We start from the raw sequence: 16,411 nt of genomic DNA, 5'->3' as shown, positions 1-16,411 counted from the left end.
CCCATAAGGCAGTGTGTTTCGCTAAAAACGCTCGGGCGAGGTTTATTGTCTGCTTTGAGCGAGGGACGAACGCTGGGGTGTAAAAAAAAATCGCCAGATGGGGTAGTAAAGGCTAGATTTAATTCAGGCATAACTGGTATGACCACATAAATAAGGCTCTATGAATGCGTTCAGTCATAATACCCGTCAATGAAGGTGGATTTCTGGCAGCCACAATTTGGGAAAGAAGCGATGCCAAAGCGATAGTGCTCCTTCATCCGGCAACGGCGGTTGTACAGGGGTTTTATAAGGGATTCGCAGAATATCTTTTTAACAGAGGATTCAACGTCCTCACATACGATTATCGCGGCACCGGCCTCTCTAAATCCGGGCTGGTCCGTACTTACCGCGTTTCGATGTCTGACTGGATCGACCAGGACGTCGGATGTATAACCGCCTGGGCTAAAGCACATTTTCCAGGGCTTAGCCTGTTGGCGGTAGGACACAGTGTGGGCGGGCATGCCGTTCTGCTTTCAACAGCCACCCACGCCCTGCAAGCTGCGGTCATTGTAGCCTCACATGCCGGGGTGACGAGCACCATCAAACGCACCACAGAAAAGGTGCGTGTCTGGTGCGTATTGCGTGTTCTGGCTCCGATTCTGTGCCGTATCTTCGGTTACATGCCTGCCAGGCGCCTGGGGCTGGGTGAAGATTTACCGGCACCAGTCATGCTTCAATGGGGGCGCTGGAGCGCAATGCCTGGATATTTTTACGATGATCCACACTGGAATGCACGCCAACGGGCAAGTGAGATCACCCTACCCGTGCTGGTAATGGGATTTGATGACGATCCCTGGGCTAACCGTGAAGCTATTGCGCGGCTGATGGAGCCGGTGCAACAAGCAAAAATAGAACGCTGCGAGATACGGCACGCAGAGTTTGGTCTTTCGTCCATTGGGCATATGGGATTTTTTCGTACGCGATGTGCGGAGAAATTATGGCCCGTCGTCGGTCAATGGCTGGAGAGTCAGTGCCCGGATTGAACGACGCGTGAACATGACCTTTCTGAGTATTCAACATATTAAAACCTGCCGGCATAAAAATTTGGAAATTTAACGGAAATGGTTAAGCTTCTTAGACACATGCTTAAGGGATAGTCAGGAAATGATTGTTAACTGTATGGTCTACCGTTCAGGCCACCCCGCCGAAACCGTAGATATTGAGGATATCAGTGAAGTCATCCAGGATACCGATGCGTTTATCTGGCTGGGGCTTTGGCAGCCTGAACCTGCGTTTATGTACAAAGTCCAGGAGGAGTTCGGTCTGCACGATCTGGCCGTTGAGGATGCGCTTAATGCACATCAGCGGCCTAAAATAGAGCGTTATGGCAGCTCGGCATTTATCGTTGTAAAAACCGTCAGTGGACAGGACGACAATATTGAGTTTGGCGAAACGCATTTGTTTGTGGGCCGAAACTTCCTTATTACGGTGCGCCATGGTGCTTCAGTGAGCTATGCACCTATACGCGCCCGTGCTGCTGAGGCCCCGGACATGCTTTCGTACGGTCCGGCTTATCCTCTTTACTGTATTCTGGATTTTATTGTTGACAGTTATGCAGAGCTGACTGCGCGGCTCAACACCAAAATTGGTGATATAGAAGCGACACTTTTTCACAGTGAATTTGACCGTGAAGCTATTCAGGACGTGTATTCCCTCCGCCGTAATCTACTCGGGCTTCGCAACGCCGCTCAGCCAGTAGAAGAAATCTGTACAGAGCTTATCCGCATTCATGAAGAACTTATTCCAAAACCCCTCAGGGCGTATTTCAGAGATATTCAGGATCACGCAAGCCATGTAGTAACGGATGTAAATGACATGCGTGAGCTGCTAAGCAGCGCGATGCACGTTAACCTGGCACTGGTTTCAGTGCAGCAAAACGAAGTCGTGAAGAAACTGGCCGGTTGGGGGGCCATCCTCGTGATCCCGACGGTAGTCTTTAGCATGTATGGTATGAACTTCGAACATATGCCGGAACTGAAGACGCTTTTTGGTTATCCGGCTACGGTCGCTGTCACGCTGGGAGCCTGTGTATTACTGTGGCTTCGGCTCAAACGCTCTCGCTGGCTTTGATTGATAAGCGATCTGATAGTTTTTGGTGTCGTGAAGTACAGTAAAGCCTCACGCTTATGCCGATTATGCCACGACACCATACCCTATCCGTTATTTCCCCTGCATATGTCGGTACATTCCTGTTCACCGGGCCCCGGTTTCTCAATCAGGGATCGCCCGCTCCACCGTTTATAAAATCCTGAAAAACGAGGCTATCACAGGGCAAGGTCACTCGTTATTCTAAATTATCAAACCACATCGATAATTATTATATTTGTTTATGATTCATTGAGCTCAGATGTGAATTTATATTGACGGACGTAAACATTATTTTTTCACACATGGATGGTTAATATGAAAAGGGTTTTTATGACGGCTGCATTAACGGGTTTATTTGTCAGTAATAATCCGTATGCAGGAGAAAGCTATCTGGTCTATAACCCACATAATATTGCGGTATTTGAAGTGCGTTTCTTTAATGTTGGCGACGGCCCCTTTATGCCGGACTGGCCGAATGCGTCTGAGTCAACCTGGGATCTTGGCCAGCAACAAAAAGAAAAAATACTCGATGCTATGCGTTACTGGGCTGAGGTTATTACCCCCAGCCCGGGGCAACTGCCTGCCATTATCAATGTGGGGACGTTTAACGACGAGAATGCCGCAGGTTCCAGCGATTCAGTTACCGACGGCATTATAAGTCTGACGCAGTTGCAAGGCGCATTGAACGGCATTGATACCGGAGAGCTGACCTTTGGTTCCCACGCCCAGTTCATCATGGGCAAACTGGATTTTGATAACGTTCCCTATGTGCCCGCGCAATTGCCGCGCACTGGAAAGGCCGATCTGGTCAGCGTCGCTGTTCATGAGCTGGCACATGGACTGGGAATATCCAATATGGTTACCGATCTGCAAGGAAGTGGCACATTCACGCCCGCTTTCGATACCGTGCCTTTTGGCTCCTGGACCAGCCATCTGCGCGATGACCGTGGCAATCCTGCCCGGCCAGGGCAAGTAATATTGTGTAATGGATGCAATAACAGATGGGATCCACAAGGCTTTGATGTACGGCTTGATAAAGGCTATTTCACCGGCAGGCATGTGGATGAAGTCCTTGCAGGCGCCATGCCTGGCGTGCCGGTGAAAATGTTAGCAGACGACGGCTCGGTCGATGATAACTACATGAGCCATATCGAGCTGAAAAACAGCATGATGAGCCATCAGAACTACCGCAATTACACCACGTTTATGGAAGCGGAACTGGCGTTGCTGCAGGATATGGGTTATCAGATTGACCGGCGTAACTTTTTCGGTTTTTCGCTATATGGCAACGGGCAAATGCTCGTTAACCGCAATGGCTATTTTCAGCGTAATCAGCAGGCGGATGGCTATCTGGCTGGTCAATACAATACCGCTAATCTGGGAGTTGGCCTGCATGTGTATGGCAGTAATAACCATATCTTTCAACAAGCGGACCTGTTGACGTCAGGGGCTGGCGGCGCGGGCATCCGTATAGATGGGCAAAATAACACCCTGAGCATCGATCCCGGTGTACGGATATACGCCGATGGCGTTAATGGCCGTGGAGTGATGTTTGCCTACGGTAAACAGCACAGCCTTATTCAACGTGGCGACGTTCAGGCACTGGGAGCCAGTGGCGTCGGTATCAGTTTTGATTTTGGCAATAACCTCCTGGGTAACGAGGTGGACTATCGCGGATCCTGGCTTCATATCGTGGACGGCTATTACGATGCGTTATTACCCGAGTTGCAGGGAGCGCTGGTAGACAATGCCGACATCAGCGGACGGGTTGCCGGTAAAGGCGCGGCGATTTATATATCACCGAACGCGCTGGTCGGTAATATAAATATATTAACGGGTGCCCGGCTGGAGGGTGATATTTATTCGGACTACGCCCAGCGGGATGACTATGGCCAACAGCGGTTAACGCTGCTTACCTTCGGTCGGAAGGCCAATGCGTACGGGCAAGCGACGGAAGCTGCCGATGCTGATTTCAGCTTTACGTACCGCGGAAACATTGAAGGTATCAATAATCTGGCACTGGACGCGCACGGAGGGAAAACCTCGCTTAATGGCGATTTCCAGATTTACAGCATGACTATCGCGCCAGGTGCCAGCCTGTCCGGCAACGCCAGCTATACGCTTAATGAGGAAGGCCGCTTTGTAAATAACGGGATCCTTGCTCCGGGTAATTCACTTGGGCAAATCAATATATCCGGTGCTTATCAACAGGGGAATACCGGGCAGTTGTTGTTGGAAGTCGACGGGCGCGGCAGGCATGATACTCTGCGAGTGGACGGTCACGCACAATTTGACGGTCAACTGACGTTTGCGCCGCAGCCGGACTGGTACGCAACAAACTGGCGTCTGAATACGCAAGATTTGCTAAAAACGGACGCTTCCGACGGCAATTTCAGTGCGGTGAACAGTGTGCTCCGTTCACCCACGCTAACGCTGCAAACAACGCCACAGGGAAAGAATGGCTGGCAGCTCTCAATGCTGCGCGCTTCAAACGCATACAGCCGGTATGCGCAGGACGCTAATGCGCGGCAGGTAGGGCAAGCGCTGGATAAAATTGTGGCGGAAGCTAAGTCGGATATACAACCGCTGTACCGTACTCTGGATTTCTCAGCCACTGATGGCGGGAGTATCAGCAATGCCTTGCCGCAACTTTCTGCGGGCGCCTACAGCGCCATGTTCGCAAGTTCCCTGCAGCGTGAACAGCAGATAGCGCGGATCGTTGGCGGGCCAAATCCTGTGGTTATGCCGAAGCAACTGACGGAAGGCGAATGGCGCAGCTTTGCCATACCCTTTGGCGGCGGCTTCTGGCAACAGCGTCAGGGTGACAGTGTAGGGTACGACGCCAGCAGTTATGGCATTGTATTCGGTGCTGAAAAACAAAACGATGAGAATCACAACTGGATTTATGGCTTTCATGGTGCGGTCAGCGGTCAGTCGGTGACGGTGAAATCACCAGAAACCACAACCGGGAAAACCACTGCTTTCGATCTGGGTGTTCATGCTCGTTACGGCGCTGAAAGGTCCGAAGGAATGTATTTATTCGGCACTGGCCGATTGGGTATTGAAGACAGCTGGCTGGACAGAAACATTAATGTAGAAACTTACGGAGCAAGCCACCATGCCACCTGGACCGGATTGTCAGGTTCTGTTACGGCCGGCGGAGGCTATCGATGGGCGCTGAATAATAATGTGAACGCCGGACCGGTAACGTCATTGAATTACACCACATTACATCGTCCCGGCGTGAAGGAAAGCGGCAATGACGGCAGCCGACTGATGCTGGGTTCGCAGACCTTCGATTCTCTGAGATCAAGTATCGGGGTGAATGGTAACTGGAATGTACCCCTCGCTTCAGGGGCATCGTTCGCAGCTGAGCTGCAGCTCAGCTGGGATCATGAACTGCTTGATGGCAACGTAGTGCAACAAGCCTCTTTCGCCAACTATCGAAGCACAGGGTTTAGTTCCAGGAATCAGGTGACTGGTCGTGACACTCTGGGTGTTAAGGCAGGTATGAGCTATAAAATCAACGCTGATGTCGAATTGGGCATCGGGGTTGAAAGCGAAATGTTTCGTTCTGGCTATGACTCGATTGCAGGTAATCTTTCAGCCACCTGGCGTTTCTGATGTCTGAGGACGAGAAAATAATAGGACTGGCCCTGTCCCCGGCGTTGCCGGGGTATTCCTGAAGGCTTTTGATATCAAAAATGGCTTGTGTCGCCCTGGCCATGCTCACCTGAACCTTTAACCCGCTTAAGCTGGATCTCTTCACCACGTTGCCAGGCATCCGCTCCCTTAGCAACTGGGTGCGCCACAATATCCTTACGTTCTTCTTTGATGGCTTGCGTGCTCACGTCAAAGCGTCGATCTCTGTCCGCCAGAAGTTTAGGGTCTAACTGCCCTTCCCCGGTAAAGCCCATCATCAGTGCCGGAATGCCGAGCGGCAGCTTTTTATCGCGGTCGGTGTGCCAGGTATGCCAGGTCTTGCCGTAGGTATTCACAATTTTGCTCATCAATGCTTTGTCAGCCACTGCAGGTAAACCTGGAGCAATCAGGCTGCCGGATTTCACTTCATATTGATGGCTGTGCCACAATTTTTTTTCTTCCGGCGGCAGTGTGTTAAACAAACGCTCACTAATGATGTACTCAACGCCCATTAAACGGGCATCTTTGGTGTTACCGTCGTAGATCACCGCCTGCATCACGTCTTCATTCAACACGGTTACATAATGATGGGCTTCCATCTGGCCATTTTTATCCCCGCTATAAAAATGGAAACCGTCAAGGTAGGCACTCATTGCATCAATGGGCGGACGGGACTGGATAAGCTGAGCACCGGCTTCAAGCGTGCTCGTCCCGACGGAGGTTTTTACACCCGGAACAGGCGTATTTGAAGGGGTATTGTTCGCGCCACAACCCACTAACGTCAGGCTCGACAATAATAAAAGCGATAATGGTTTCATTGACCCTCCCTGTAAAAGTCACTTTACTGAAAGTAGTACATTCGCGCAGACACGCCAGGAGAGTTTTTATTAAACCATCCGGCAAACTGGCGTACGTTCCGTTTAAGAACACCATTTAAATACTGGCAGAAAGAGCATCAGAGATTTTTCAGCCGCGAAGGCCATTTTTCTGAAGATATGGAGTTGATCGCAGAAGAGTTTGAAGTGGTTGAGATCCTGTAGGACAAAGTAAAGGGGCTGGCGTTTGATCAATTGCCATTTATATCAGTGCCCGCTTCTGGCACAAAACAGCCATTAACATTCATCGAATTCTCAGTAAATCTGAATACCGGGTCGTATACCGCGGTGAAAGCATTTCACGCTTCATCTGCCATTGCTGCTGTATGCCCTGCCCGGCAAAATAAAGCGTACCCTTTCCATCTTTCGCGTTCAGACGATCCAGCACTTCCATCAGCTTTTCACTTCCGGCACGCGGCGCGCTGTTGTCAAACAAATTGAGCTGGGCAACGCCCTGGCTGAAGAAGTCCCCGAGCATAATGCCGGCTTTCTGGTAGCGGTGGCCCTCCTTCCAGATTTTGTCGAGGCACTTTACCGCGGCGTTGATAATGTCGCGGGAGTCCTGAGTGGGTGTGAGAAGCGTCATTGAGGCACTGTTGCCGTAATAGGGTTCGTTCAGAGCGAACGGAGAGGTCTTTACGAACGCCGAGATAAAGCGGCAATACTGGTGCTCGCCACGTAACTTCTCAGCGCCACGGGCCGCATAGCTGCATATAGCCTGGCGCACCTGCTCGTATTCTGTCACGCGCTCACCGAATGACCGACTACAGACGATCTCCTGCTTTGTCGGTGCAAACTCTTCCAGATCGAGGCACGGCTCGCCGCGCAGCTCCCGGACCGTTCGCTCCAGCACTACATTGAAGTGCTTGCGGATAATCCACGTGCTCTGCTCTGAGAGATCCAGCGCCGTTTTGATACCCATCGCATTGAGCTTCTTGCTGATGCGCCTGCCCACGCCCCATACGTCCTCTACAGGCACGATAGCCAACAACCGGCGCTGGCGGTCGATATTGGATAAATCAACCACCCCACCCGTCTGCTGCTGCCATTTCTTCGCCGCGTGATTTGCCAGCTTCGCCAGCGTCTTCGTCTGGGCTATGCCAACGCCGACCCTCAGGTGCGTACGCTTCAAAACCGTTTCGCGGATCTCCTTGCCAAAATCAGTCAGGTCCCGGCAATTACGAACCCCGGTGAGATCACAAAAGGCCTCATCAATGGAATATATTTCGACGCGAGGGCTTATTTCTTCCAGCGTGGTCATTACCCGGCTGGACATGTCAGCGTAAAGTTCGTAGTTACTGCTGAAGCAAACCACGCCGGCGCGCCGGAACAGGTCTTTCTGCTTAAAGTATGGCGCCCCCATGGTAACGCCAGCGGCTTTGGCCTCTGCGCTGCGCGCTATCACGCAACCGTCGTTATTTGAGAGGACAACCACCGGTCGGCCTCTCAAATCTGGCCTGAATACCGTCTCGCATGATGCATAGAATGAATTCACATCACAGAGCGCAAACATATCAGCTGGCCGATTTAACAATAAAAGTGACCACACCAAAAACGTCCAGCGTGTCTTCACTGCCAACGATAATCGGTGAATAAGCGCTGTTCATCGGATTGAGTTGAACATTAGGCCGCAGTTGCAGGCGCTTAACGGTGAATTCCCCTTCCACCGCGGCGATGACGATATCGCCGTGCTCAGCCGTTCGGGAACTATCGACCACCAGTAAATCGCCGTCGCTTATTCCCCCTTCAATCATTGAATCACCCGCGGCTTTAACGAAATACGTCGAGCTGGGGTGGGCAACCAGAAGTTCATTAAGATCAATGCGCTGCTCCACATAATCGGCAGCCGGGCTTGGGAATCCGCACTGAACTAAATCGCTGAAAAGTGGAAGCGCGATAATCTCACGCAGTTCTGTAGGTCTGATAAATTCCATTACGCATACCTCTAATACTGTTTTTATATACAGTAGTTTTGTTTTGAAGCACGCGCAAGGCAGCTGAACCGTAGCGACTGTTTAAACCTTCACCGTTTCGTTTGTAAGTTTCTCTCTGGCTTCAAATTATGGTTTTTGTAAATTTTACGATTAAACGCTTCGACTGCTCGTTTTAAAGGCTAAATGAATAGATTGTCATCAACATAAACAAGGTGAAGGGCGGCATGGCATTTCTTTAGCCGGAATGCCGTTTGACTGTACCCATATACAGTAGTATTTTTACGTGCAGACAGAATCGCACAATTAATATTCATAGGGAAAAAATAATGTTTGTTGAACTGGTTTATGACAAGCGAAACGTACAGGGGCTGGAGGGAGCCAGGGAGATAATTCTGGCTGAACTGACAAAACGTGTGCACCGGATTTTTCCTGATGCCAGCGTGACGGTTAAGCCAATGCAGGCGAATGGCCTGAATAGCGATGCCAGCAAAAGCGACCGGGAAAAGCTGAACCGTATGCTTGAGGAAATGTTTGAAGAGTCGGACATGTGGCTGACGCAAGAGTAACAAGGTTAACAAATACCAGCCCACCGGGGAAAAACCGGGCGCAATGCCCGGTTCTGTTTTCAGCCAGTAATGCCTTTAATCACTCACCCGCGGTTCTCCAGCATCGGTTCATTTCTCGGATCGTGCCCGCAAGATAAAAACGCCTCCCGGAATTTCTGCCCATTTTCTCGCGTTATCTTGTACAAAATACAGCTTTTGCATGTCGATCAAGTCATCTTATCCCTGCCCTATACTTTGAGTATGACATCCGACTGGAGGTTTCTATGTGTGGACGCTTTGCACAAGCCCAAACCCGTGAAGAATACCTGGCCTACCTTGCCGACGAAGGCGATCGCGACATCGCGTATGACCCGGCCCCCATTGGCCGGTACAACGTCGCGCCCGGTACCAAAGTCCTGCTGCTGAGCGAACGCGACGAACTACTGCACCTCGATCCGGTGTTCTGGGGCTACGCACCTGGATGGTGGGACAAAGCACCACTGATTAACGCACGTGTAGAAACCGCGGCCACCAGCAGAATGTTTAAACCTCTGTGGCAACATGGCCGGGCGATCTGCTTTGCCGATGGATGGTTCGAATGGAAGAAGTCAGGTGACAAGAAACAACCCTACTTCATCCACCGGGCCGACGGTCAGCCAATCTTTATGGCGGCGATCGGAAGCACACCGTTTGAGCGCGGCGATGAAGCCGAGGGATTTCTGATTGTGACGTCTGCGGCTGATAAAGGCCTCGTCGACATTCATGACCGCAGGCCACTGGTTTTGTCACCAGAAGCGGCACGCGAGTGGATGCGACAGCATGTTGGCGGGAAAGAAGCTGAAGAGATAGCTTCAGATGGTGCAGTGCCCGCCGATAAGTTCGTCTGGCATGCGGTAACGCGTACAGTAGGAAATGTAAAAAACCAGGGGAGGGATTTGATAGAGCAAATAGAAATCAAATCTGATCTTAGTTAGACCTGCACTTTTTAGATGGGATAATAAAACCCTTCCCTCTATTGAAGTCAAAACCTTTGACAACTCCTGTCATTTTACGGGACAAATTATTTCCTTGCTGTAAATCAAATTTGACGACACAGGAAAAATTTGGATTGGCTAATCTAATCTGTATGGCCTCCCAGATGGCTAAAATAAGATTTGCTTAAAAGATCTACACGTGCCTTAATGATGCGGTTGGTTCGATGCAATGTGAATCTGACTTTTCCAAAGTAGTCCTCATAACCAGGTGCTATCTCTGATATCCCCTCCTCTTGAGTCCATACGTATGCCATCATGCGTTTCTTTTCATGAACTTGTAACTTTTAAGTGTTCAAGTGGAGTTTTTATGTCATCAAAAATGATACGTCTTGTTAAGTGGTTTAACGATGATAAGGGCTTTGGCTTCATCTCCCCACTCGATGGAAGTAAAGATATCCTTGTTCACTCTTCTTCTCTACAGGGAGAGACATTCAAAACTCTTTTTGAAGGCCAAAAAGTTAAATTTGCTGTCATTGCCGGTACCAAAGGTCCGACAGCTGCAAATGTTACGCTTTGCGATAAATAACCCCCTCAATGACCGCTTAAGCTTCTGTGAATTAAATAATCAGAAGCGTCATTTATCGTTTGCGAATATCATTACAACAGGCCAGCATATTTACAGCACCGTCAAATTTGCTGACCGATGTGATGAAATGCAGGACTGCTGCATGAATAGTCTCAAAGCAGAAACTAACTGCTTATAAAATATTAAAGTGCGTAAGAGGTTAGGCAGCCTCCAAAAGCATCACTTCTTAGTTATTATATGAGATTTTTTAGTAATGTTGAGGGGATTTGAACAACGCGTTGCAGTAAGGGCAAACCAGTTGAGCTCCCTTTTGTACACGATTGTAACTATGCTCCGAGTCTCTTGTGCAGTTTGGACAAGGGCATTTGACTAAATAATTTCGGCGGAATTGCGTGTTTTTACGTGCAGACATAAGCTTCTCCAGTACAAATGGACTGCTACAGTACACGTTAAGGCAGAATATTGCTTGTTTTAATTTCGAAAGAGGTAACTAAACGTCAATAAATCAACCCCCTTTCGAACAACCCTGGGCCATAAAACTCCCTGAAATACATGGTGATACATGAAAAAAGTAATTATTTTCTTTAATGGTAAACCAGGTAAAGTAATCACCGTACTTAAGGGCGTGACATCAATACGCGAACAATACCCTAATGGAGAAGGGATAAACCTTCCGATAATGTCAGCCGGTTTTCCCTCTTTAACAGGTGACCATGAAGTTGTCTATGTTGCATCAGATCGAGAGCTTACATCTCAGGAAATATTAGATGCAGCCAGGAAGTATCTATAAGCTTCAATATCTTCTACCAACACTCAACACTGCGGATAACCTTCAGTAACAAGCATTATTAAAACAATTAGGAATTATCAGTATTGCCTACCTGGCGTAGGCTTTTTTTTCATTTAGCAGACGATACATTCCTGTCTAATGTCATATATTTTTTAGGACTCGGAACATTTTTTGATTCAAACAGTCTAAAAGATATACTCACAAAGGGGGCCTTTATGACAACGCTTATCATCTCTACTATCGTGGCAATGGTACTGGCATTGATGATTTTAAGTCTGATCAAGATCGGGATCAGCGTATCGAACAATCCTGATGAACTGTAATGTATTCAAGTTTCCATAACCTCTTTATTTACTGGGCAGCCTATTCACCTTTCCTCGCAGGCAGCGCCACTCCAGCCCCGGGTACGTTCCACAATTAATTCCCTCTCCATTGGCGCAGCAGGAAGCTGCCCAGTCGTTCGCCCTGATATATAGGGTCAGCCATAAGAAAGTTATCCTGCAAATTTCGCAGAATTTAAGGATTCATTTTGGGGAGGAATTTGGAGGAGTTTCGGGGAAGAAAAAATCGAACAAAAAACCGGGCATCGCGCCCGGTTCTGTTTCCACACTAAAAAGCCCTTAAGCACTCAATCCACGATTCTCCAGCATCGGTTCGATCCTCGGATCGTGCCCGCGCCAGTTCCGGTAAAGTTCAGCTAAATCAGTGCTGTTGCCGCGCGACAAAATCGCCTCGCGGAATTTCTGTCCGTTTTCGCGCGTTAAACCACCCTGCTCGACAAACCACTGATAGCCATCGTCCGCCAGCATCTGTGTCCAGAGATAGGCGTAATAGCCCGCCGCGTAGCCGCCGCCGAAGATATGGGCAAAATAGCTGCTGCGATAGCGCGGCGGTACGGCTGGAAGATCCAGCCCTTCTTTTTTCAACGCGGCGGCTTCAAAGGCTTCCACGTCTTCAACGGGCTCATGAATGCCGTGCCAGTTCATATCCAGCAGCGCGGCGCTCAGCAGTTCCGTCATGTCATAACCCTTATTAAACTGGGTCGCATTGAGCATTTTTTCCCGCAGCGCATCCGGCATCGGCTCGCCGGTTTGATAATGGCGGGCAAAGTGCGCAAACACCTGCGGATGGCTGGCCCAGTGTTCATTGATCTGCGACGGGAATTCAACGAAATCACGCGGCGTGTTGGTGCCTGAAAGCGTGGCATAGCGCTGGCTGGCAAACAGGCCATGCAGCGTATGGCCAAACTCGTGGAACAGGGTAATCACATCATCCCAGGAGATCAGCGCGGTCTGCCCGTTCGCTGGTTTTTGATAGTTGCAGACGTTATAAATCACCGGACGCGCGGCAAACTCGTAAGACTGCTCAACAAAATTCCCCATCCACGCCCCGCCCGCTTTGGAATCACGCGCGAAAAAGTCGCCGTAGAACAGCGCCATGCCTTCACCCGTGTGGTCGAAAATCTCCCACACGCGAACGTCCGGGTGATAAACCGGAATATCGAAACGCTCGACAAAGCGGATACCGAACAGCTGCGTGGCGGTCCAGAATACGCCATCTTCCAGCACGGTATTGAGCGCGAAATAGGGTTTGATCTGCGACTCATCCAGCGCGTATTTCGCTGAACGCACGCGTTCGGCATAAAACGCCCAGTCCCAGGCCTGTACCGTAAAACCGCCCTGCTCGCCGTCAATGACCTTCTGAATATCCGCCTGCTCCAGCGCGGCCCTGCTGCGCGCCGCAGGAACTATCCCGCGCATGAATTCGAGCGCGGCATCCGGCGTTTTCGCCATCTGATCGGCAATGCTCCAGCTGGCATAGTTGTCAAAGCCGAGCAGTTGCGCCTGTCTTGCCCGCAACGCGGTAAGCCGACGGATCAGGTCGCGCGTATCGTTTTCGTCGCCTTTTTGAGTGCGTTCCCAGCCCGCGCTAAACAGCTTTTTACGGGTCTCGCGCAAAGACAGCGCCGCCAGCGCGGGCTGTTGCGTGGTATTCAGAAGCGGGATCAGCCAGCGATCCGTCAGCCCTTTTTCTGCGGCAGCATGAGCCGCGGCAGCCATCTCCTCCGCACTGAGTCCGTCAAGCTGGTGAACATCATCCACCACCAGCCCTCCCGCCTTATTCGCCGCCAGCAGGCGCTGGTTGAACTGGCTGGTCAGGGTGGCGGCTTCGGTATTCAGAGATTTCAGCTCGGCTTTTTCATCGGCGTTCAGACGCGCGCCCGCAAGAACAAAGTGCTGATACGTCACCTCCGTCAGTCGGCGGGATTCGGCATCCAGCGTGTCGCGATCCTGCCAGACGGCTTCCACGCGGGCGAAAAGCGTATCGTTTAGCCAGATATCGTTCGCCAGCCCGGCCAGTTCGGTGGAGAACTGCTCGTCCAGTGCCTGAAGATAATCGTTGGTGTGTGCGGACGTCATGGCGAAGAACACGCTGCTGACGCGCGACAGCATGGCCCCGCTCTTTTCCAGCGCCAGCACGGTGTTGTTGAAGTCCGGCACGGCGCTCTGCGCGATAATCGCGTCAATATCTGCACGCTTGAGGCGCATTGCTTCATCAAACGCCGGGCGATAGTGGCTGTCTTCTATCACATCAAAACGCGGAGCCTGATAAGGCAGCAGGCTAACGTCAAAGAAAGGGTTGTTGACCGACATCGTTTACTCCTGAGCACGGTATTTCTCACCAGAGTAGGCCAGCCTGCTCCGGCCTGCAATGGCGTCATACAAATGTTGCCTTAACGATGTGCCCGAGTGCGTGCTATGGTAGTACAACACAAAAAGCGTTGAGGAACAGTGAGATGATTATATTAGTTACCGGGGCGACAGCAGGTTTTGGTGAAAGCATCACGCGTCGCTTCGTCGCCAACGGACATAAGGTGATTGCAACGGGTCGTCGTCAGGAGCGTCTCCAGGAGTTGAAAGACGAGCTGGGCGACAGCATCCTGACCGCACAGCTGGACGTGCGCAACCGCGCCGCCATTGAAGAGATGATTGCCAACCTGCCTGCCGAATGGCGTGAAATCGACGTGCTGGTCAATAACGCTGGCCTGGCGCTGGGCATGGAGCCTGCCCACAAAGCCAGCGTGGAAGACTGGGAGAACATGATCGACACCAACAACAAAGGCCTGGTGTACATGACCCGCGCCGTGCTGCCGGGCATGGTTGAACGTAACCGTGGTCATATCATTAATATCGGTTCCACCGCAGGCAGCTGGCCTTACGCGGGCGGCAACGTCTATGGCGCAACCAAGGCCTTTGTACGCCAGTTTAGCCTGAACCTGCGCACCGACCTGCACGGTACCGCGATCCGCGTGACCGATGTTGAGCCGGGTCTGGTCGGTGGAACGGAATTCTCCAACGTGCGCTTCAAGGGTGACGACGCGAAAGCGGATAAAACCTATGAAAATGCGAATGCGCTGACGCCGGAAGATATCACCGAAACCGTCTGGTGGGTCGCGACGCTGCCGAAGCATGTCAACATCAACACGGTTGAGATGATGCCCGTCAGCCAGACCTATGCCGGACTCAGCGTGCATCGCGGGTAATTCACCCTTCCCGGCCTGCGGGCCGGGTATGTGATGACGGGTAAAAGAATGGTAGTATGTTCAGGTTAACTCTCTGAGAAATCACAACCCATGGCCGCTGAATCGCAACTTAATCCTACCCAGCCTGTAAATCAGCAAATTTATCGCATCTTACGCCGTGATATCGTTCGCTGCCTGATCCCACCGGGAACGCCACTCTCAGAAAAAGAGGTTTCGGTACGTTTTGACGTTTCCCGTCAGCCCGTGCGCGAGGCGTTTATTAAGCTCGCAGAAAACGGCCTTATCCAGATCCGCCCTCAGCGCGGCAGCTATGTAAATAAAATTTCGCTTTCGCAGGTACGGAATGGCTGTTTTGTTCGCCAGGCCATTGAGTGCGCCGTTGTGCGTCGCGCCGCGTCGCTCATCAACGATAACCAGTGCTACCTGCTGGAGCAAAACCTGCATCAGCAACGCATTGCCATCGACCGCAAACAGCTAAACGACTTTTTCCAGCTGGACGACGAATTTCACCAGAAACTGGCGCAGATCGCCGAGTGCCAGCTCGCGTGGGATACCGTCGAAAACATCAAAGCTACCATCGACCGCGTGCGCTACATGAGCCTCGACCATGTTTCTCCGCCAGAGATGTTGCTGCGCCAGCATCACGATATTTTCAGCGCACTGGAAAAACGCGACGTGGAAGCCGTAGATAAAGCGATGACGCTTCACCTTCAGGAAATTAGCGAGTCAGTTCAGTTAATTCGTCAGGAAAACCGCGAGTGGTTCAGCGAAGAATAAAACCTCGCCGCCCCCTTTCGGTTGCGGCGAAGTGATTAGCGGACCACTAATACCGGAATAGTGGCGTAGCGCAGGATAGTTTCAGCATTCGAGCCCAGCAGATGAGTTGTCATGCTCGGGTTTCTTGATCCAATAACAATAACGTCATATTTCCCCTCTTTGCTGAGCTGGATGATTTCATCGCGTACGTTGCCGAAACGTACTTCACAATCAATATTTTCCGGGGACATATCAAAGAGCCGTTTCAGTGCCTTCATCTTCTTATCCGACTCGGCGGTCATATACTCTTCGAACTTCTTAATATCGGCATTGAACCCCCGCAGTAACGAACGGCTGCTGTTAGGGAGAATGTTGACCAGGGTGATCGTCGCGCCTTCCGATTTCGCGAGGTTGACCGCGTGGCGTACCGCTTTATCGCTTAGATCCATTTCAAACACGTCAACAGGCATCAAAATTTTCTTATACATAAGCCTGACTCCTTTTCCGATGAAGGGTTATTTTCTGCCTCCAGAATGGCATTGTGGATATAAACAAAGCCTAAACACTTGCGTCTGGAAACTATCAATTAAGGAAAATAACTGTCCGCTTTGTAAAGCGGTGTCCTGAACCGTCAACGC

At 50.8% G+C, this 16,411-nt stretch carries 16 protein-coding genes and 1 pseudogene; 11 read left to right on the top strand and 6 right to left on the bottom strand.

All coding sequences use genetic code 11. The annotated features are described in order from the left end of the window. Positions 1-164: 164 nt before the first annotated feature. The 3 genes from ACOT0L_RS10180 (at position 165) to ACOT0L_RS10170 (ending at position 5,751) form a co-directional block, all read left to right on the top strand. Positions 165-1,022 (top strand): alpha/beta fold hydrolase, encoded by an 858-nt coding sequence (locus ACOT0L_RS10180; protein WP_038415997.1) that lies wholly within the window; start codon positions 165-167, stop codon positions 1,020-1,022. A gap of 121 nt (positions 1,023-1,143) precedes the next feature. Then, on the top strand, positions 1,144-2,109 hold the full coding sequence (locus ACOT0L_RS10175) for a magnesium and cobalt transport protein CorA (protein ID WP_022648001.1): 966 nt from the start codon (positions 1,144-1,146) through the stop codon (positions 2,107-2,109). Between the two features lie 333 nt (positions 2,110-2,442). Continuing rightward, positions 2,443-5,751, top strand: a complete 3,309-nt coding sequence (locus tag ACOT0L_RS10170) for an autotransporter outer membrane beta-barrel domain-containing protein (protein ID WP_185817714.1) — start codon at positions 2,443-2,445, stop codon at positions 5,749-5,751. A 74-nt stretch (positions 5,752-5,825) separates the two neighbouring features. Here ACOT0L_RS10170 and ACOT0L_RS10165 read toward each other — a convergent pair whose 3' ends face one another. Next, positions 5,826-6,587 (bottom strand): OBAP family protein, encoded by a 762-nt coding sequence (locus ACOT0L_RS10165; protein WP_023300017.1) that lies wholly within the window; start codon positions 6,585-6,587, stop codon positions 5,826-5,828. A 117-nt stretch (positions 6,588-6,704) separates the two neighbouring features. On the opposite strand from ACOT0L_RS10165, the pseudogene ACOT0L_RS10160 reads away from it, so the two are divergent. Continuing rightward, positions 6,705-6,809 (top strand): annotated as a pseudogene (locus ACOT0L_RS10160) (ASCH domain-containing protein); the annotation flags it as partial. 79 nt (positions 6,810-6,888) lie between these two features. On the opposite strand, the gene ACOT0L_RS10155 reads toward ACOT0L_RS10160, so the two are convergent. Next, positions 6,889-8,157, bottom strand: coding sequence for a Y-family DNA polymerase (locus ACOT0L_RS10155; RefSeq protein WP_032671166.1), 1,269 nt, complete (start codon positions 8,155-8,157; stop codon positions 6,889-6,891). Position 8,158: 1 nt separating this feature from the next. Then, on the bottom strand, positions 8,159-8,578 hold the full coding sequence (locus ACOT0L_RS10150; RefSeq protein WP_022647996.1) for a translesion error-prone DNA polymerase V autoproteolytic subunit: 420 nt from the start codon (positions 8,576-8,578) through the stop codon (positions 8,159-8,161). A 326-nt stretch (positions 8,579-8,904) separates the two neighbouring features. Between ACOT0L_RS10150 and ACOT0L_RS10145 the strand changes: the two genes are divergently transcribed. The 3 genes from ACOT0L_RS10145 (at position 8,905) to ACOT0L_RS10135 (ending at position 10,683) form a co-directional block, all read left to right on the top strand. Then, a complete protein-coding gene (locus ACOT0L_RS10145) occupies positions 8,905-9,144 on the top strand; it encodes a DinI family protein (RefSeq protein ID WP_006808847.1) in 240 nt (79 codons plus the stop codon). Between the two features lie 263 nt (positions 9,145-9,407). Next, entirely contained in the window at positions 9,408-10,097 is a 690-nt protein-coding gene (locus ACOT0L_RS10140) for an SOS response-associated peptidase (RefSeq protein ID WP_045309020.1), read from the top strand. A 367-nt stretch (positions 10,098-10,464) separates the two neighbouring features. Beyond that, positions 10,465-10,683 (top strand): cold shock domain-containing protein, encoded by a 219-nt coding sequence (locus ACOT0L_RS10135; RefSeq protein WP_126503720.1) that lies wholly within the window; start codon positions 10,465-10,467, stop codon positions 10,681-10,683. Positions 10,684-10,930: 247 nt separating this feature from the next. Here the strand turns inward: ACOT0L_RS10135 and ACOT0L_RS10130 are convergent, their stop codons facing one another. Then, positions 10,931-11,095, bottom strand: coding sequence for a YnfU family zinc-binding protein (locus ACOT0L_RS10130; RefSeq protein WP_213083702.1), 165 nt, complete (start codon positions 11,093-11,095; stop codon positions 10,931-10,933). A gap of 150 nt (positions 11,096-11,245) precedes the next feature. On the opposite strand from ACOT0L_RS10130, the gene ACOT0L_RS10125 reads away from it, so the two are divergent. Both ACOT0L_RS10125 and ACOT0L_RS10120 read left to right on the top strand, forming a co-directional pair. Next, entirely contained in the window at positions 11,246-11,473 is a 228-nt protein-coding gene (locus tag ACOT0L_RS10125; RefSeq protein ID WP_071788017.1) for a hypothetical protein, read from the top strand. 215 nt (positions 11,474-11,688) lie between these two features. Further along, positions 11,689-11,796, top strand: coding sequence for a YnaM/YnfT family protein (locus tag ACOT0L_RS10120; RefSeq protein WP_022647993.1), 108 nt, complete (start codon positions 11,689-11,691; stop codon positions 11,794-11,796). 297 nt (positions 11,797-12,093) lie between these two features. Here the strand turns inward: ACOT0L_RS10120 and dcp are convergent, their stop codons facing one another. Next, the gene (gene dcp / locus ACOT0L_RS10115; RefSeq protein WP_126503718.1) at positions 12,094-14,127 is read right to left on the bottom strand and encodes a peptidyl-dipeptidase Dcp; all 2,034 of its coding nucleotides are present in this window, start codon (positions 14,125-14,127) and stop codon (positions 12,094-12,096) included. Positions 14,128-14,270: 143 nt separating this feature from the next. On the opposite strand from dcp, the gene ydfG reads away from it, so the two are divergent. Next, complete coding sequence (gene ydfG, locus ACOT0L_RS10110) at positions 14,271-15,017, top strand: bifunctional NADP-dependent 3-hydroxy acid dehydrogenase/3-hydroxypropionate dehydrogenase YdfG (protein WP_022647991.1); 747 nt, start codon at positions 14,271-14,273, stop codon at positions 15,015-15,017. 90 nt (positions 15,018-15,107) lie between these two features. Beyond that, positions 15,108-15,794: a GntR family transcriptional regulator gene (locus ACOT0L_RS10105; RefSeq protein WP_003857403.1), complete on the top strand. Its 687-nt coding sequence runs from the start codon at positions 15,108-15,110 to the stop codon at positions 15,792-15,794. A gap of 35 nt (positions 15,795-15,829) precedes the next feature. Here ACOT0L_RS10105 and ACOT0L_RS10100 read toward each other — a convergent pair whose 3' ends face one another. Beyond that, entirely contained in the window at positions 15,830-16,261 is a 432-nt protein-coding gene (locus ACOT0L_RS10100) for a universal stress protein (protein WP_023300013.1), read from the bottom strand. Positions 16,262-16,411 lie beyond the last annotated feature (150 nt).

The sequence above is a fragment of the Enterobacter cloacae complex sp. XAL002 genome (assembly GCF_049236805.1).
In the GTDB taxonomy this organism is placed as follows: Bacteria; Pseudomonadota; Gammaproteobacteria; order Enterobacterales; family Enterobacteriaceae; genus Enterobacter; species Enterobacter intestinihominis.
Note: the sequence above shows the minus strand (reverse complement) of the source record. Positions and strands in the feature narration are given on the sequence as shown.

Bases quoted from the DNA above. Each gene is read 5' to 3' on its own strand.
- ACOT0L_RS10180 (WP_038415997.1), top strand. From the start codon at position 165: ATGCGTTCAGTCATAATACCCGTCAATGAAGGTGGATTTCTGGCAGCC.
- ACOT0L_RS10175 (WP_022648001.1), top strand. From the start codon at position 1,144: ATGATTGTTAACTGTATGGTCTACCGTTCAGGCCACCCCGCCGAAACC.
- ACOT0L_RS10170 (WP_185817714.1), top strand. From the start codon at position 2,443: ATGAAAAGGGTTTTTATGACGGCTGCATTAACGGGTTTATTTGTCAGT.
- ACOT0L_RS10165 (WP_023300017.1), bottom strand. From the start codon at position 6,587: ATGAAACCATTATCGCTTTTATTATTGTCGAGCCTGACGTTAGTGGGT.
- ACOT0L_RS10155 (WP_032671166.1), bottom strand. From the start codon at position 8,157: ATGTTTGCGCTCTGTGATGTGAATTCATTCTATGCATCATGCGAGACG.
- ACOT0L_RS10150 (WP_022647996.1), bottom strand. From the start codon at position 8,578: ATGGAATTTATCAGACCTACAGAACTGCGTGAGATTATCGCGCTTCCA.
- ACOT0L_RS10145 (WP_006808847.1), top strand. From the start codon at position 8,905: ATGTTTGTTGAACTGGTTTATGACAAGCGAAACGTACAGGGGCTGGAG.
- ACOT0L_RS10140 (WP_045309020.1), top strand. From the start codon at position 9,408: ATGTGTGGACGCTTTGCACAAGCCCAAACCCGTGAAGAATACCTGGCC.
- ACOT0L_RS10135 (WP_126503720.1), top strand. From the start codon at position 10,465: ATGTCATCAAAAATGATACGTCTTGTTAAGTGGTTTAACGATGATAAG.
- ACOT0L_RS10130 (WP_213083702.1), bottom strand. From the start codon at position 11,095: ATGTCTGCACGTAAAAACACGCAATTCCGCCGAAATTATTTAGTCAAA.
- ACOT0L_RS10125 (WP_071788017.1), top strand. From the start codon at position 11,246: ATGAAAAAAGTAATTATTTTCTTTAATGGTAAACCAGGTAAAGTAATC.
- ACOT0L_RS10120 (WP_022647993.1), top strand. From the start codon at position 11,689: ATGACAACGCTTATCATCTCTACTATCGTGGCAATGGTACTGGCATTG.
- dcp (WP_126503718.1), bottom strand. From the start codon at position 14,127: ATGTCGGTCAACAACCCTTTCTTTGACGTTAGCCTGCTGCCTTATCAG.
- ydfG (WP_022647991.1), top strand. From the start codon at position 14,271: ATGATTATATTAGTTACCGGGGCGACAGCAGGTTTTGGTGAAAGCATC.
- ACOT0L_RS10105 (WP_003857403.1), top strand. From the start codon at position 15,108: ATGGCCGCTGAATCGCAACTTAATCCTACCCAGCCTGTAAATCAGCAA.
- ACOT0L_RS10100 (WP_023300013.1), bottom strand. From the start codon at position 16,261: ATGTATAAGAAAATTTTGATGCCTGTTGACGTGTTTGAAATGGATCTA.